Origin of the sequence: Zoogloea oleivorans (genome assembly GCF_008107625.1) — a bacterium.
Lineage (GTDB): Bacteria > Pseudomonadota > Gammaproteobacteria > Burkholderiales > Rhodocyclaceae > Zoogloea > Zoogloea oleivorans.
Genome location: NZ_SDKK01000002.1, coordinates 217,399 through 233,041 on the forward strand (window position 1 = coordinate 217,399; position 15,643 = coordinate 233,041).

10 protein-coding genes are annotated in these 15,643 nt (G+C 67.4%); all 10 read right to left on the reverse strand.

Annotated elements, in window-relative coordinates; translation table 11 throughout:
- Positions 1–110: 110 nt before the first annotated feature.
- Positions 111–1,259: an ABC transporter permease gene (locus tag ETQ85_RS02675; RefSeq protein WP_076600367.1), complete on the reverse strand. Its 1,149-nt coding sequence runs from the start codon at positions 1,257–1,259 to the stop codon at positions 111–113.
- Complete coding sequence (locus ETQ85_RS02680; protein WP_076600368.1) at positions 1,256–2,410, reverse strand: ABC transporter permease; 1,155 nt, start codon at positions 2,408–2,410, stop codon at positions 1,256–1,258. The genes ETQ85_RS02675 and ETQ85_RS02680 overlap by 4 nt, the downstream gene beginning before the upstream one ends.
- Positions 2,407–4,368, reverse strand: a complete 1,962-nt coding sequence (locus tag ETQ85_RS02685; protein WP_148577558.1) for an ATP-binding cassette domain-containing protein — start codon at positions 4,366–4,368, stop codon at positions 2,407–2,409. Before ETQ85_RS02685 ends, ETQ85_RS02680 begins: the two co-directional genes overlap by 4 nt.
- Positions 4,347–5,456, reverse strand: coding sequence for an HlyD family secretion protein (locus tag ETQ85_RS02690; RefSeq protein ID WP_148577559.1), 1,110 nt, complete (start codon positions 5,454–5,456; stop codon positions 4,347–4,349). The genes ETQ85_RS02685 and ETQ85_RS02690 overlap by 22 nt, the downstream gene beginning before the upstream one ends.
- A gap of 13 nt (positions 5,457–5,469) precedes the next feature.
- Positions 5,470–6,774, reverse strand: coding sequence for a TolC family protein (locus tag ETQ85_RS02695; RefSeq protein ID WP_148577560.1), 1,305 nt, complete (start codon positions 6,772–6,774; stop codon positions 5,470–5,472).
- Positions 6,771–10,052, reverse strand: a complete 3,282-nt coding sequence (locus tag ETQ85_RS02700; RefSeq protein WP_148577561.1) for an efflux RND transporter permease subunit — start codon at positions 10,050–10,052, stop codon at positions 6,771–6,773. Before ETQ85_RS02700 ends, ETQ85_RS02695 begins: the two co-directional genes overlap by 4 nt.
- Entirely contained in the window at positions 10,052–11,131 is a 1,080-nt protein-coding gene (locus ETQ85_RS02705) for an efflux RND transporter periplasmic adaptor subunit (protein WP_148577562.1), read from the reverse strand. The genes ETQ85_RS02700 and ETQ85_RS02705 overlap by 1 nt, the downstream gene beginning before the upstream one ends.
- Positions 11,132–11,397: 266 nt before the next feature.
- The gene (locus ETQ85_RS02710; protein WP_246128595.1) at positions 11,398–13,917 is read right to left on the reverse strand and encodes an MGDG synthase family glycosyltransferase; all 2,520 of its coding nucleotides are present in this window, start codon (positions 13,915–13,917) and stop codon (positions 11,398–11,400) included.
- Positions 13,918–13,922: 5 nt separating this feature from the next.
- A complete protein-coding gene (locus ETQ85_RS02715) occupies positions 13,923–14,708 on the reverse strand; it encodes an isoprenoid biosynthesis enzyme family protein (protein ID WP_148577563.1) in 786 nt (261 codons plus the stop codon).
- Positions 14,701–15,642 (reverse strand): patatin-like phospholipase family protein, encoded by a 942-nt coding sequence (locus tag ETQ85_RS02720; RefSeq protein WP_148577564.1) that lies wholly within the window; start codon positions 15,640–15,642, stop codon positions 14,701–14,703. The genes ETQ85_RS02715 and ETQ85_RS02720 overlap by 8 nt, the downstream gene beginning before the upstream one ends.
- Position 15,643 lies beyond the last annotated feature (1 nt).

A 15,643-nucleotide genomic window follows, 5' to 3' on the forward strand; every position in this document is an offset into this window, starting at 1 on the left:
GCGGTGATCGACAGGGACGATCGGTCATCGCATGGCGGCGCGGCAGAAGCTGATCTACATCACGTGGCCCGATGAACAGAGGGTGCTCGTCACCCGGTTCACGTCATGGCCTAGCCAAACTGCCGCCTGAACCTGCGCACGCCAAAACCGAAGATCCCCACCCCCAGCAGCGTCAATCCCAGCAGCGAATCCCACAGCACGTCGAGCCCCGCGCCCTTGAGCAGGATGCCGTAGCCCATCTCGATGAAGTAGTAGAGCGGCGACAGATACATCGCCTCGCGTAAACCGGCGGGCATAGCCTCGGGCGGGGTCCAGGCGCCGGAGAGAAACACCATGGGCATAAGGATGAAAATGGCCAGCATCGCCGCCTGGGCCAAGTTGCGGCTCAGGGTGGCGATGTAGAGACCGAGCCCGGAGGTGGCGACGGTGTAGAGGGTGGTCACGGCGAAGAACAGCGGCAGGCTGCCCTTGATGGGCACGCCGAAGACCGGCACCAGGACCAGGAACAGGGAGATTGCAGTGCCCGCGAGGATCACCAGGGTCATGGAGATCACCTTCGGCAGCAGGATCAGCGCCGGGGTCAGCGGCGAAACCAGCAGTTGCTCGATGGTGCCGCGCTCCTTCTCGCGCACCGCGGCGGCGGCCGGCAGCATGATGGCCATGACGGTGATGACGGTCAGCAGCTCCGAGATGGGGATGAACCAGGCATCGTTCTGGTTCGGGTTGTACCAGACGCGGTGCTGGTCCTGGATCATGGGGACAGTGTCGAGGCTCGCCTCGCTCGCCCCCATGCGCGCCAGCGCCGCCTCGAAGCCGTAGCGACCGATGATCTGGCCACTGTAGCTGGCGGCCAGCGTCCCCAGCACGGTGTTGCTGGTGTCCACCAGAACCTGCACGTCCGTGGGCCGGCCGCTCTGCAGGTCACGCTGAAAGTAGGGAGGGATGTCCAGCACCGCCAGCGCCTGCCCCTGGTCCAGCAGCGCCTGCCCTTCGCGGCTGTCCTGGATCTCGCCGCCCAGCTGGAAATAAGGCGGACGGAAGCGGTAGATCAGCTCGCGGGAGGCGGCGCTGTGGTCGGCATCGTGCACCACCACCGTGGCATGGTTGAGCTCCAGGCGCACATTGCGGGTCATGTAGATGTCGGCGGTGAACAGGAAGACGATGGCGAACATCAGAAAGCCGTCGCGAAAGAGCTGCAGCAGCTCCTTGACTGTCATCGCTGCCAGCCGCGACCACCAGAGTGTCAACCTTGAGTTCATGTGCGCGGTCTTTTGTGAAAGAGCGCGAAGCTGATCAGCCACAGCACGGCCGCGTAAATGGCCAGCGCCAATGCCTTGCCCCAGAGCTGTTCCAGGCCCACCCCCTTGAGGAAGCTGCCCAAGGCGATGTCGGTGAAATACATGGCGGGAAACAGGTGCGCCTCGAATTGCCCCTGCGGGTCCATGGAGGCGATGGGCACCAGCAGGCCCGAGTACAGCACGGAGGGGATGATGGTCATGACTACGGTCAGCATCATCGCCGCCACCTGGGTGCGCACGATGAGCGAGGCGAGCAGGCCGATGCCCGTGGTGCAGGTGACATAGATCACCGAGGAGAGGAAGAAGAACAGCGGATCGCCCTTGAACGGCACGCCGAACAGACCGGTGGCGAGCGCCCACAGAATGAGGCTGTTGACGATGGAGATACCCACGTAGGGCAGGAGCTTGCCGGCCAGGAATTCGCCGCGGGTGACGGTGGAGGCATAGATGTTGTAGATGGAGCCGCTCTCCTTCTCGCGCACCACCCCCAGCGCGGTGAGGAATGGAGGCGCCACCATCAGCACCAGCATGACCAGCGCCGTGGCGATCGACCAGGTGCTCTTGAGCTCCTGGTTGTAGAGATAGCGCAGCTGCACCCGCACCGGCTGGGCGAGCGCCGCCGCCCGTTCCGGCGCGACGCCGAAGCGGCGGCTGATATAGGCGGCCAGCAGTTCGCCGTTGAAGGCCGCGTTGATGGCGATGACGTAGCCCTTGCTGGTCGAGGCGCGAAACGGGAAGGTGCCGTCGATCAGGCTCTGCACCGCCGCGGGCCGCCCCGCCATGAGGTTCTCCTCGAATTTTGGCGGAACCACGATGGCGAAGCGGATGCGGCTGTCGGCGAGCAGGGGGTCGAGCTCGCGTTCGCTCTTCACATGGCCCCGGTAGTCGAAGTAGCGCGAGTCGATGAAGCGGTGGGTGTAGTCGCGCGAGAGGGCGCTGCGGTCATGGTCCACCACCGCGAACGGGATATGCTCCACGTCGAGCGACAGGCCGTAGCCGAAGACCAGCATCAGCGCAGCGGGCACCACGAAGGCCAGCGCGAGAAACAGGCGGTCGCGCACGATCTCGCGCCACTCCTTGTGGGCCAGCGCCGCGATGCGTGCGAGGTTCATAGCCGCTGCTCCCCCTGTTCCAAGGCCGTGATCCGGTAGACGAACACATCCTCCAGCGAGGGCGGGCGCGGTGTCACGCTGGCGAGCCCGATGCCGCGGCCGGCGAGGATGGTCTGAATCTCGCGCGTCGCGGTGTGCGCATCGCGGGCAAACAGATGGATGTGCCGGCCGAACAGCGCCACCCCCGCGAAGCCCGCCTGCTCCAGCAGCGCCATGGCGGCCAGCGGCCGGTCGGTGGCGACCTCCAGCAGCTCGCCGGCCTCCTCGCGCAGGGCCTGCTTCAATGCCGCGGGCGGGTCGTCGGCGACGATCCGTCCGGCGTGCATCAGGGCCAGGCGGTCGCAATGCTCGGCCTCGCTCATGTAGTGGGTGGTGATGAGGATGGCGACCTGCTCCACGCGGGCGAGATGGACGAGGATGTCCCAGAAGCGGCGCCGGCCGATCGGGTCCACGCCGGAGGTGGGTTCGTCCAGGAACAGGATGCGCGGCCGATGCACCAGGGCGCAGGCGAGCGCCAGGCGCTGGCGGATGCCCAGCGGCAGGCGGCCCGCCAGCTGCCGCTCGCGGCCCGTAAGCCCGGTCAGCTCCGCCACCTGTTCGATGCGCTCGCCAGCCGCGTGCCGCGCTACGCCGTAGATGCGGGCATAGAGGCGCAGGTTCTCCAGCACGCTCAGGTCCTGATACAGGGAAAACGCCTGGGAGGTGTAGCCGATGCGCGCCTTGATCGCCTGCGCGGCAAAGTGCATGTCGGCCCCGGCCACCCGCCCCTCGCCATCGCTGGGCGGCAGAATGCCGGTGAGCATCTTGATCAGCGTGGTCTTGCCGGCACCGTTGGCGCCCACCAGACCGAAGATATCGCCCTGATGGACGGTGAAGCTCGCGCGATCCACGGCACGGAAGCCGTCGAAATCCCGCGTCAGATCCTTGGCGAGGATGGCGACATCGTCGCCAGGCGGATCGCCGTCGCCGGCCCGGGGTTTGGCAACGACCCTCTCCTCGACCAGCCGCTGCCGGCGCAGGAGGGCGACGAAGGCGTCCTCGAGATCGGGCGTGGTGGCGTGCAGGTCCCGCAGAGACAGTCCCTTGAGGAGCCCGGCTACCGTGCCGACGGCGGCTTCGGGCGCCGCGTCGTCCACGAACACCCGCAGCCGCGGCCCCACCGACTCCGCCTGCGCAAGGCTGGCCTGGATGCGGTCCAGCGCCTCCACCTGCGGCTCGGCCTCGAGTTCCACCACGCTGCCCGGCGTCCGGGCCCGGATCGCATCGGGTTCGCCGCTCGCAAGCACGCGCCCGCCGTGCATCAGGGACAGGCGGTGGAAGCGCTCGGCCTCGTCCATGTAGGCGGTGGAGATCAGGGCGGTGATGCCTTTCTCGCGCAACAGCTCGGCGAGGATGGCCCAGAAATCCCGGCGCGAGACCGGATCGACACCGGTGGTGGGCTCGTCCAGGACGATGAGCTCCGGCTCGTGGATCAGGGTGCAGACGAGGCCGAGCTTCTGCTTCATGCCGCCGGAGAGGTGTTTCATCGGCCGGCCGGTGAAGCGGTCGAGCCGCGTCATGGCCAGGAGCTTCGCCTTGCGCGCGGCAATCTCTGCGGCCGGCACGCCGCGCAGGCGGGCGAAAAAGTCGATGTTTTCTTCCACCGACAGCTCGGGATAGAGGTTGAGGCCCAGGCCTTGGGGCATGAAGCCGAGCCGGCCCTTCACCCGCTCGGCCGCCGCCTCCGAATCGATGCGGATGCCGAACATTTCGATCGAGCCCTCCTCGAAGGCGAGCACCCCGGCGACGGCCTTCATGAGGCTGGACTTGCCGGCGCCGTCCGGCCCGATGAGGCCGTAGATTTCACCGCGCCGCACCTCGAGATCGACCCCGGCGACCGCCGCCTGCCGGCGATAGCGCTTGCCGAAACCCTGCACCCGGACGGCCGGCGCGGGCGTTAGCGGCGCGGCTTCGCCCATGGGGTGTCCTCGCGCCAACGGATGATGGCATCGGCCGGCAGCCCCGGCGTGAGGCGGTGCTCCGGGTTTACATCCAGATACAGCTTGACCGCATAGACCAGCTTGACCCGCTCGTCCGGTGTTTGCACCTCCTTCGGCGTGAACTCCGCCCGCGCGGCGATGTAGCGCACCGTGGCGGGGAACGGCCGGTCGGGGAAGGCGTCGGTGTACACCCGCGCCGGCAGCCCCAGGCGCACCTTGCCGATGTCCTTCTCCGGCACATAGGCCTTGAGATAGAGGCGGTCGAGATCGACGATGTCGAAAAGCGGCGCACCCGCGCCGACCACCTCGCCCGCATTCACCAGACGCTGGGTGATGATGCCGTCGGCAGGCGCGACAATGGCGAGATCGGCGAGCACGCTCTCGGCCTCTTTCAGCGCGGCCCGCGCCTGATCGAGCTGGGCGGCCAGGGCCTTCACTTCATCCTTTCTGGCGCCCAGCCGTTCATCGCCCAGACGCGCCTGGGCGAGCTGCCTTTCCGCCACGCGCACGGCCTCTTCGGCCGAGCGCGCCTGGTTGGCCGCGACCTCGGCGGCGAGCGCCATCTGCTCGTAACGGTGCCGATCCACCGTTCCCGCCTCGGCCAGCCGGCGGAAGCGTTCGGCATCCCGCGCCGCCTGCTCCGCGCTGGAGTGGGCCGAGGCGAGCTGCGCGCGGGCATGGGCGAGGTTGGCCTCGGCGGTCTGGATCGCCAGGGGCAGGTCCTTGCGCGCGACTGCGAGCGCCGTCTGCGCCGCCCGCCATTGCGCCTCCATGGCGCTTGCCGCCTGGCGGGCCTGATCGAGCCTGGCGCGGACCTGGGCATCGTCCAGGCGGGCGAGCACCTTGCCCTTCTGCGTGCTATCCCCTTCGCGGGCAGGGAGATCAGCCACCTTACCCGGCATCTTTCCGGCGACGGCATAGTGATCGCCCTCGATACGGCCGTTGGCTTGGATCAGTCCATCAGGCAGCGGCGGCGTGCGCAGCCAGAACCACCAACCCGCGACGGCGAGCAGGGCCAGCACGGTCAATCCGGAAACGAGCCCAACGAACGGGATGTTCTTCTTCACGCTGGCTCCCTCTCTAAAGATCGCCCACGGCACGCTTCAGTCGCAGTCCAGCCAGCGCGGCGTCATAGTGCGCGGCGGCGTGATTGGCCTCGCTGTTGACGCGCAGGGTTTCGGCGTCCAGCACCTCGGTATGGGTGGACAGGCCGTTGGCATAGCGGTCGCGCACCACGCGCAGGTTTTCCTCGGCCTGGTCGATGGCCGAGCGGGTGACCTCGATGCGCTTTCCCGTTTCCTCCACGTCGAGCCAAGTCTGGCGCACCTGCAGGGCGACCACCGAGGCGAGCTCCTCGCGCTGCTCCGTCAACGCTGCCGCCTGGCGCTCGACCGCGCCGGCGCGGTGACCGGCCACACCGCCATCGAACACGTTCCATCGGGCTCCCAGGGTGACCATCCACTGCCCTTCATGCACCTGATAGCGGTTTTGCTGGTAGCCATAGCCGCCGGACAGCGCAATCTGCGGACGATTTTCTCCGCGCACGGCTGCCGCCTGATGGCGTAAGGCCTCGATCTGTCCGGCCAGCGCGGCCAATTCGCTGCGCTGGACGAGCGCCCGCTCGGTCAAGCGCGCCAAGGGTACCCGACCCGCATCGGGGGCCAGTTCATCCAAGCTGACGGCCTGGTCAAGCGGTCGCCCCAGCAGCCGGTTGTAGGCCGCGCGGGCCAGATCCAGGGCATTGGCCGCCTGCAGGGCCTTTTGCCGTGCATCGGCCAGGGCGACCCGCACGGAGAGCAGGTCGCTCCTGGCCACCATGCCCTGCTCGTGCAGGTTTCCCACATCGCGAGCATGGGCCGACAGACTCTCGACATGGCTTTCGGCGACCTTCAGCATCCGGCCGGCGCGCAGCCCGTTGACGTAGGCATCGGCCACGCGCAGCTTGAGGTTCTGCACGTCGGCCGTCTCGCCCAGCCTCGCCGCCTCCAGGCCCGCCGCCGCCGCATCGATGCCGCGCTCGATGCGGCCCCCGGTGTAGAGCGGCAGGGTCGCCATGGCCTTGTAGGCGGCGCTGTCTTGCTGGGCCATCGGCAGCTGCAGCGACTGGCCGAGCAGGTCGGCCCTGAACGCCGGCGTCTTGTCGAGGGCGATATAGCCTGCCTCCAAACTCACGCTGGGCAGGCTGCTGGATCGGGCAGCCTCCAGCAGGCTCTCGGCGGCGCCGGTGTTTTCGCGCGCCGCCTTCAGGCCGCGGTCCACGGCCAGGGCGGTGTCCCATGCCTGCGGCAGGGATTCTGCAGCGGCGTTGCCCGCGAGCAGCGCGGCGGCCAGGCCTGCCAGCGGCAGCAGGCCGCGGAGTCTTTTTGGGTGATGAGCGGAATTCACGTTGTTCCTTCTTTTGTGGCCGCTTCTTTGCGCTGTTTGTGGCGCAGCAGCAGATAGAGCAGCAGGGGCACGACGATCAGGGTGAGCACAGTGGAGACCAGAGTGCCGAAGATCAGCGAGATGGCCAGGCCGCCGAACACCGGGTCGGCGAGCATCACGGCGCTGCCCAAGACGATGGCCAGCGCCGTCAGCAGGATGGGACGCAGGCGCACCGCACCGGCTTCGAGGATGGCTTCGCGCAGGTCCATGCCCTGGCGCCGGTAGTCGAGCACGAAGTCGATGATGAGCAGCGAGTTGCGCACTACCACGCCGGCCAGGGCGATGATGCCGATCATGGAGGTGGCGTTGAACGGCTGCCCCATGAGCCAGTGTCCCGGAAAGACACCGGCCAGCCCCAGGGGGATCGCCGCCATAGCGACCAGCGGCAGGCTGAAGGACTGGTAATAGGCCACCAGCACCAGGAAGATGAAGGTGATCGCCAGCCCCAGGGCACCCAGCATGTCGCGGTAGGTATCGAGCGTCATGCGCAGTTCGCCATCCCAGAGCAGGCGGGGGCCGTCCAGGGTGTCGGGCGCCACCGGCTTGAAGCGCAGGTTGCCGGTCACAAGGCGGCTGCCGTCGGCCAGCGCCAGGCCGTCCAGGCGCCGGTCGAGATCGAGCACCGCGTAGACGGGGGCGGTGGATTCGAGCTCGCCGCCCACGAAGGTGACGCGCTCGCCATCCTTGTGCAGGATGGGCCGGTCGGCCCGGGCGGGCGCCACCTGCACCAGTTCCGACAACGGCACCCGCTGGCCCTGCCGATTGGTCAGCGACACCCGTGTCAGCAGTTCGGGGTCGATTTGGTGGCTGCGCGGGATTTGCAAGCGGATGGGCACGGGGTTCTTTTCGCCTTGAACATGGGCGCGCCCCAATGCCTCGCCGTCGATCAAGCGGCGCAGCGCGACGGCCACCTCGGCGACGGTCAGCCCGGAGAGCGCGGCCTTTTCCCGGTCGACGGTCAGGCGGTGTTGGTACACATCCTCGACCTCGGTGTCGGTGACTTCGACCATGTCGTAGGTTTGCCCGAAGGCCGCTTTGACCTGCCCGGAGAGCGCGCGCAGTTGCTGCGGGTCGGTGCCGTAGATTTCGGCCAGCACCGTGGCGCGCACCGGCGGCCCCGGCGGGTCTTCCACCAGCTGCACGGTACTGCCGGGGAAGCGCGCGGCGATGGCCTGCACCGCGGGACGCAGCTCGCGAACGATATCGATTGAGGTCTTGTCGCGCGCCGTTTTGTCCCGGAGGTTGACGCGGACTTCCCCCACATGCGGTCCCTGCTTGCTGCCGGCGCCGCGCAGCAGGCCATTGAAGTCGATCACACCGGCCTGGCCGATCCAGCTCTGGTAATCGCTCACGTCGGGGTTCTGGCGCAACAGGGCACCGATCTCACGGGCGAGGCGATCGGTGGTTTCTACCGGGGTGGTCTCCGGCAGGTCGAAGGTGATGTTGAAGGTATTCTTGTCGTCCTTGGGCATCATCGCCATCTCGACGCCGAACCAGGCCTGCGGCCCGCTCAGACCCGCCGGGCGCACGAACTGCCAGGCGGCCTGGAACAGGGAGAGCACGATCGCCAGGGCGGCCAGCAGAAAGACGCCCCGCCGTCTGGGCGGGCGGTCCACCAAGGGCGCCATGAGCGCGTGGTAGAAGCGGTGCAGGCGGTCCCCGGTGTCGTGGTCTTCCAGGTCGTGCCCCTCGCCCGGTTTGAGCCAGCGGTTGGCCGCCCAGGGCACGACGGCATAGGCCACCAGCAGGGAGGCGGCCATGGCGACGGGGACGTTGAAGGCGACCGGATAGAAATACTGCCCCGTCATGCCGGAGACGATCAGCAGCGAGCCGAACACCAGCATCACCGCCAGCGTCGCAAGGTTGGTGGGGGAGCCGATCTCGTTGACCGCCTGCACCGTGGCCCGCGCCTTGTCCTCCTGGCCGAGGCGGGCGTAGCGGCGGTGGATGTTCTCGATGACGACGATCGCGGCATCGACCAGCAGCCCGAGCGATAGGATCAGCGCGAACAGGGAGACGCGGTTGATGGTCAGGCTCCCGAAATAGGCCGCGCCCAGGGTGAGCGCCAGAATCAGCGGCACCGTCACGCCCACGATCAGCGCCTCCTTCAGCCCCAGGAAGACGGCGGTCACCAGGAACACGGCCAGCACGGCGATGCCCAGGTGCTCGATCAGGCCGTTGACGGCGGCGTCCGCCTTCTGGCCGTCGTTGCGGGTCACCACGAGCTCGACGTCGGCCGGTACGAATTGCACCCGCATCCGCTCGATGCGGGCGAGCACCTCATCAGCAACGACCACGGCATTGGTGCCGGCCTTCTTGGCCACAGCCAGTGTCACCGCCGGCATCTCCGCCTGCTGCACCTTGCCGAAGCGCGCATCGGCCGGACCGAAGGCCATGCGGCTCAGTTTATCCCGCTCTTCGGGGGGGCCGTCGACGACGCGCGCCACCTCGCCCAGGTAGATGGGGCGGCCGGCGTGGTTGCCGACGATCAGGCGCCCGAGCTCCTCCGCCGAGGCGAGGAAGCCGTCCAGGTACACCTGGCGGTTCTCGCCCTGCTGCACCACCGTGCCCAGGGGGGCGGCGACGTTGCCCGCGCTCAGGAAGGCGCGCACCTGGTCCAGCGTCACGCCAAAGGACTGCAGGCGCTGCGGGTCTAGTTCGATGCGCATCTCCCGGTCGCGGCCACCCTGCACGAAAGTGGTGGATACCGCCTCCAGGCTGCGCAGCCCCTCCAGCATGCGGTCGGCCAGCCGCTTCAGCGCATAGTCGTCATAGCGCTCCGAGGCCAGAGTGACCGTGACGATGGGCACGTCGTCTACGTCCACACTGCGGATGAGCGGCTCCATCGCCCCGAGGGGCAGGCGGTCGCGCTGGCCGAGCACGCGGTCGTAGAGCTTGACCAGGGATTTCTCCTTGTTCTCCCCTACCTTGAACTGCACCATCAGCACGCCCAGCGAGTTCATTGCCGTGGCGTAGGTGTGGTCCACCCCCGGGATCTGCTTGACGATACCCTCCAGTGGCCGGATCACTAGTTCCTCCACCTCTTCGGGGGAGGCGCCGGGCAGGGCCACCCGCACCTCGGCGCCGGGCACCACGATCTGCGGGTTTTCCTCGCGCGGGGTGAGCGCCATTGCCAGCAGGCCCAGCAGCGCACAGGCGAGCATGAACAGCACGGTCAGTTTGGAGGAAACGAATATCTCGGCCAGGCGTCCGGCGCTGTTGAGTCTGCGGTCGGTCATCACGGCGCCTCCGCCGGCATGACGCGGTCGCCGTCGCGCAGGGCGGGCTCGACCGCTGCCACGAAGCGCTCGTCGGCTGCCAGACCGGCGCTCACCTCGACCCGGTCGGGCCATTCGCGGCCGGTGCGCAGCCAGCGGAACAGCGCCCGGCCCTCGCCGTCCAGCACGAAAACGCCGGTGAGCCCGCCGCGCTCGGCCAGCGCCCGCCGCGGCACCACCGGCGAGGGGCTTTCCCCGACCGTGAAGACTGCGCGGCCGAACATCCCCGGCATCAGCCCTACCGTCTCTGGCAGCGCGATCTTGACCTGGTAGCTGCGAGTAACAGGATCGCCGGAGGGAACCACCCGGGTCACCGTGCCTTCCAAGGGCGTGGGCAGGCGGTCAAGGCTGACCACCGCCGGCTTGCCCTCGCCCATGGCGGCGACCTGGCCTTCCGCCACGAAGGTCTCGAACAGCAGGCCACGCCCCGACTCCACGGTCAACAACGGCATGCCGGGCACAGCGAGATCGCCGGCCCGTTTCAGGCGGGCCACCACCGTGCCGGCCACGGGGCTGACGATTTCGGCATAGGCGCGCTGGGCCAGCGCCGTGTCGAGACCGGCGCGCGCCTGGTTCAGGGCCTCGCGGGCGGCGTCAAACTTCAGGCGCACCTTGCGCATCTCGTTTTCCGAGACGCTGCCGCGTTCGAACAGGCGCTCGAATCGCTCGAGGTCAGTCTGCGCATCCCGGAAGGCGGCCTCGGCTGCGCCTTGGGCCGCGCGCGTTTGGCGGATGCCGCCTTCCACGTCCGCGGCATCGAGGCGGGCAAGCACCTGGCCGCGCCGCACCCGTTCACCCTCCTGCACTTGGATCTCGCGGATATAACCGCTCAGCCGCGAGGCGACCTCGACGCGCTGATCGGACACCACCGAGCCGACCGTAGTGTACTCGACCGGTGCACTGGCGCTCGCCGTCATGACCGGAAGATTCCAGGTCTTGGCGTCGATTTGAGTCGGGGCCTCCGGCGCTTTACCGCATCCGGTCAAGAGAGCGTAGAGCGCCAGCGGCGCCATGTGTGTGAGCAGGGTTTTTCTTTTCATGGGGCGGGTTTTTCCGATTGGACTTTAAATGGTGATTAGCAGGACGCGGGCCAGCCATTCTGCGGACGCGGCCTTGTCGGTGCCGCGAGTGTTGCGGCGGCCGGTGCGGAGCGGCCTCGTAGGCAGCGCGCTCCGGCTGGGGCATCCGCATCTGAAACTGTTTGCCGAGCTGATCGGCACCGAATGCCGTTGTGCTGCCGAAAGACAGAAGAGCGCCGGACAGAACGTGCGAGAGCCACATTGAATGGGGGCGTGGTGAAGGCAAGTTACTTCTCTCTTTTGCGGAAATACACCTGGGCAACGCGGCGAGCAAACACCACCTTTTGACGCCACCAAACATGCAGCGATGTCCGCACTCTGTCGGTCCACGAAGCGCCCGGGGGCAACAGCTCCCGTCCCAGCACCGACTCGAACGCCCGTAGCTGCGCCAAGTAGACCTGGACGTGACGCAATTCGAAGCGCTGCGGGTCGATCTGCCCGTAGTCTTCCACGAGCCGGTTGAATAGCGCGCGCAGCCGGTCCGCGCGAAGACGGAGCAGACCGTCTTCGGCATGCTCCGTCGCCAGCCGGGCGAGTTCGAGTCCCCGATTGACGAGCGCGTCAAACCCCTTGATGGCAGGGCGACCCTCCAAGCGCCCGATCCGCTGGAACGGAAGTTCCAAGTACACCGCGAGCACACGCCGCAAGTCGGCGAGGATCGCCTCCTCCAGTGCCAGGGGAGGACGCTCGACAAGCGGGATATCCTCGGTTCCCGATGCCGACCGGCAGGCCCGCAAGTCCTCGACATAAAGCCGGGAATCGCTGAAATACCCAGTGACCTGTCGGGTTGTTGCCTGCTCAAGCTCGTCGCGAGACGCGTCGCTGAGCACGCGCGCCATCGAGCGCAATGGCTGCCACATCGAGAGCGGAAAACGGGAAAAGCGATAAGGCGCCTGAGTTCCAGGCAGCAAACGGTAGGCGATCAATTCCTCCTGCAACGACGGGTCTTCTTCGAACCGTGCTCGGATGCCCTCGAACACGTCCAAAGGCATGCTCGGCAGCCCTATCCGGTTGCCGAGGGAGCGGCGGCCATAGCCACCGGCCGCAAGCATCTGCGCCACGACGTCCGCGCAATTGAAATCGCTCCGGTGCCATTGCAGGCTGCCATCCCGGAACGCGCCTTCCTGGCGGCGCGCCTCGGCCACCATCGCGGCGCGGCTTTCGGGGGGAACGCCCCGGACGCGCAAACCGAGCGTCTCGCGGCCGTAGGCCATGCCATAGGTGTTGGTATGAACTTGCGATGGGGACGGACGAGTGACACCGTACAAATAGTCCGCAAGGCTCACGTGCTGGAGAAAATTTGGATCGACGGAAGGGTCCGCGATGTGGTTCGCGCTATAAACGACGCCCTCGATACGGATGGCAAGGTGTCCGAACGGATTTTCGCGGACGATCCGCTCCGGCGTCTGCGAGGTCGCGTAGGAAAGCAGCAACTCGACCTCGGCCGGTGACTCGGCGTCGAGTCGCGCGAGCGCTGCGTCGATGCCGAGCACCGGCGCGCCATCTTCGACCCCGTAAGTCGGCAATGGATGTACGGGATCCTCCGCGTCGTCCAGTGCGAACCGGGCGATGCTGACGATGTTCGTCCGCTCTCTGTACTGCCGTTGGGCGGTGAGGATTTCTTCCCGTCGGACCGGATCGGAGAGGATTTCCTCGACCAGTCTTCCCGCGTCTTCCGCATTGCCAGCAAAACTGGCCAGCCCTTGGCGCACGAACAGGGCGGCGTTCTCGCGCTCGTGGCCGCTGATGACATCGAGGAGGATGGTCGGCACGCCGATCGTGAACGCTTCCGCCGGCGTCAGTCCTCCCGCCTTGGTGATCAGGACGTCGGCGGCGCCCATGTACGCAGTCATGTCGGATCGTGGCACCAGTCCCACGACCTTCAGTGTTAGCCGCGACGGCAGGCTTCCGCGCAGCTCCTCCAGCCTGGCGCGCAGGCGCGCATTCGCGCCACAGGCGGCGATGATCTGCAGGCTGCCGGGAACATGACGCATCACGCTGTCGATGATGCCCGCATAGTCCCCCTGGCCTTCCTTGCCGCCCGCGAGCGTCAGGGTGGGAATGTCCGGCGATAACCCGATACGCGCGCGGATGTCCTGGCGAGCGACTGCGGACACCGCCTCAACCTGCACCGGCATCCCGCTGGTGATTACCTTGTCCGGTGGCACGCCTGCCGCCAGCCAGCGCGATTCCAGTTCCGGGTGCGCCAGAAAGGTGCGATCGATCAGCTTGGAGATACGTGGAAAGTAGCCCTCGAAAAAGTCCGTATGCAGCCAACCGATTCTTCGATTGGCCAGGAACCCCTTTTCGCGCAGCGTTCCCAGCACCTGGGCGGCGCCGTAGTGGGTCGACAGGATGACGTCCGGCGCCTCTTGGGTCAGGTAGGCGTGAACTTTCCCCTCCGGATAGTCCGTGGGCAGCATCGACAGCGAGGGAATGCGGTTGCCTCTGGTTTGCGTCGCGTCGAACAGGCTCTCGAAGCACTCGGGCAAGTTGCTGGCGACGAACCAGTACAGGCGTTCGTCGACTCTCCGCCAAACCGGGTGCATGAAGGCGCGAATGTCCTGCAGAACCACCTCGGTGCGCCGGGATTGTCGATGTATCTCAGCCCTTATGGCTTGGGCAGCGCTGATGTGCCCGTAGCCGATCGACGAATAGAAAATGACGATCTTCTTCGCTGGCAAGGACGCGTCCACTTTCATTCCCTGCTGGCTTGCCACGCGGGCCGGCTGAGGGTTGGGGCTCATTAAATTCATGATTGCTTTTCACCGCCTCCAGCCTCGATGCCGGCCGCGATCCGTTCAGCCAGTTCGAGTGGACGGCCGTTCCCTGTGGCCGTCGCAAGGGTGCGCGCCTCCTGCGTCGCCTGGCGGCACAGGTCGCGCGCTGCGCACAGGAGGGCGGTGCGTGCCTCGCAGCGCTCCATGGCATTGGCTTCTTGCAGCAACACGTGGCTCGCCACGAGGGTTTCGCCGTAGCGCCGAGCGACGCCGGCGAGCGGTTCCGGGTAGCCCGCGAGCGCAGCCCCCGTGGCACCGGCCGCCCCGCCCAGCGGCGCCGCCAACCGTTGACGGGTTCGCACCCGCTGCGTCGGGTCATCGACGCCATCTTGCGCCGGGCTCAGATTGGCGGCCTCCAACTCCGCGGCACGGTTGACCGCATTGGAAACCAGGGCGAGGACTCGCAGGTCGGCGCAGCGCACCAGCAGGCGGAAGGCCCCGGTGGTCAAATAGTCGCCCGCCAGCACGGTGGCGGCGTTGCCGAGCTGCGCGGATGGGCCGCTCGCCGCATCGACGTGGGCATGCAATTGCTGCAGGCTGAGATGGATCAGGTCCAGGGCCGTGCCGGCGTCGATGCCCGCCTGCCCGGAGTGGAAGCTGCTGGTCACCAGCGCCCGGATCGGAATCCGCGGGCCCGACAGCAACAGGCGCAAGGCAAGCTGGACGGGCGCCGCCTCGCAGGTCAGGGCATCTGCAATGGTGGCGCGGACGCCCGTCATCACAGCCTCGGGAAAGTTCATGGGATGCCTGTCAGTCATCAGTGGGCGCTCCTGCCCAGCGGGCCAATTGCTGCGCCGCGCTGCGGTAGCCGATCTCGATGATTTCCTCGGCGCGGTCGAACTCCATGAAACGCACCGCGCCCAGCGGCGGGCGGATGAGGATGTCCGGCTTGTCCTGCCGCAGGCTGGCCTGGGTCATGCGCGCCTGCATGATGTAGATCGAGGTCAGCAGGACATCGAAGATGCCCGGCAGCGGTTCCTTGTGCAGCCAGGCTTCGAACTGGACCAAGCCGGGGTTTGTTCGGAGGCTTGCCAGCAGGCGCGCCATGGCCTGGGTATGGAATGTTCCCTGTGAGTTCGAATCTGGGCGGGATACCCGGCTCGCCACGATGTCGTGGTTGAGGTCGACGGCGATGACCAGGCCTGCGCCCATGGCACGCACCACACTCACCGGCACCGGGTTGACCAGACCGCCGTCGACGAGAATGCGGCCGTTGCTGCGCACCGGCGTGAAGATGCCGGGCACCGAGATGCTGGCGCGCACCGCATCGATCAGGTCGCCCCAGGCGCACACCACCTCCTCGCCGCTCATGATGCAGGTGGCCACGGCGCGGAAGGGGATCGGCAGATCCTCGATGCTTGCGGCCGCCACATGGGCGCGTACAAAGTCCGCGATCTTCTGGCCGTCGATCAGCCCGGAACGGGGGAGAACGGGGTCGAGCATGCCGACGATCTGCCGCCAATCGAAGGCGCGAAAACGGTCGGCCAAGCCCCCGATCTTGCCGGCGGCATATACCGCGCCCACCACCGCGCCTATGCTGGTGCCGGCGACCAGATCGACCTTGATCCCGGCCTCCTCGATGGCACGCAGCACGCCGATGTGCGCCAGCCCGCGCGCTGAACCGCTGCCCAGCGCCAGGCCGACCTTGCGCGCGGGCGGATTGGGAACGGTTTCGGGTGCTGGTTTCGCCATC

Coding starts and splice junctions, on each gene's coding strand:
- ETQ85_RS02715 (WP_148577563.1), bottom strand. CDS start 14,708: ATGACTGACAGGCATCCCATGAACTTTCCCGAGGCTGTGATGACGGGC.
- ETQ85_RS02680 (WP_076600368.1), bottom strand. CDS start 2,410: ATGAACCTCGCACGCATCGCGGCGCTGGCCCACAAGGAGTGGCGCGAG.
- ETQ85_RS02720 (WP_148577564.1), bottom strand. CDS start 15,642: ATGGCGAAACCAGCACCCGAAACCGTTCCCAATCCGCCCGCGCGCAAG.
- ETQ85_RS02705 (WP_148577562.1), bottom strand. CDS start 11,131: ATGAAAAGAAAAACCCTGCTCACACACATGGCGCCGCTGGCGCTCTAC.
- ETQ85_RS02700 (WP_148577561.1), bottom strand. CDS start 10,052: ATGACCGACCGCAGACTCAACAGCGCCGGACGCCTGGCCGAGATATTC.
- ETQ85_RS02675 (WP_076600367.1), bottom strand. CDS start 1,259: ATGAACTCAAGGTTGACACTCTGGTGGTCGCGGCTGGCAGCGATGACA.
- ETQ85_RS02685 (WP_148577558.1), bottom strand. CDS start 4,368: ATGGGCGAAGCCGCGCCGCTAACGCCCGCGCCGGCCGTCCGGGTGCAG.
- ETQ85_RS02710 (WP_246128595.1), bottom strand. CDS start 13,917: ATGAGCCCCAACCCTCAGCCGGCCCGCGTGGCAAGCCAGCAGGGAATG.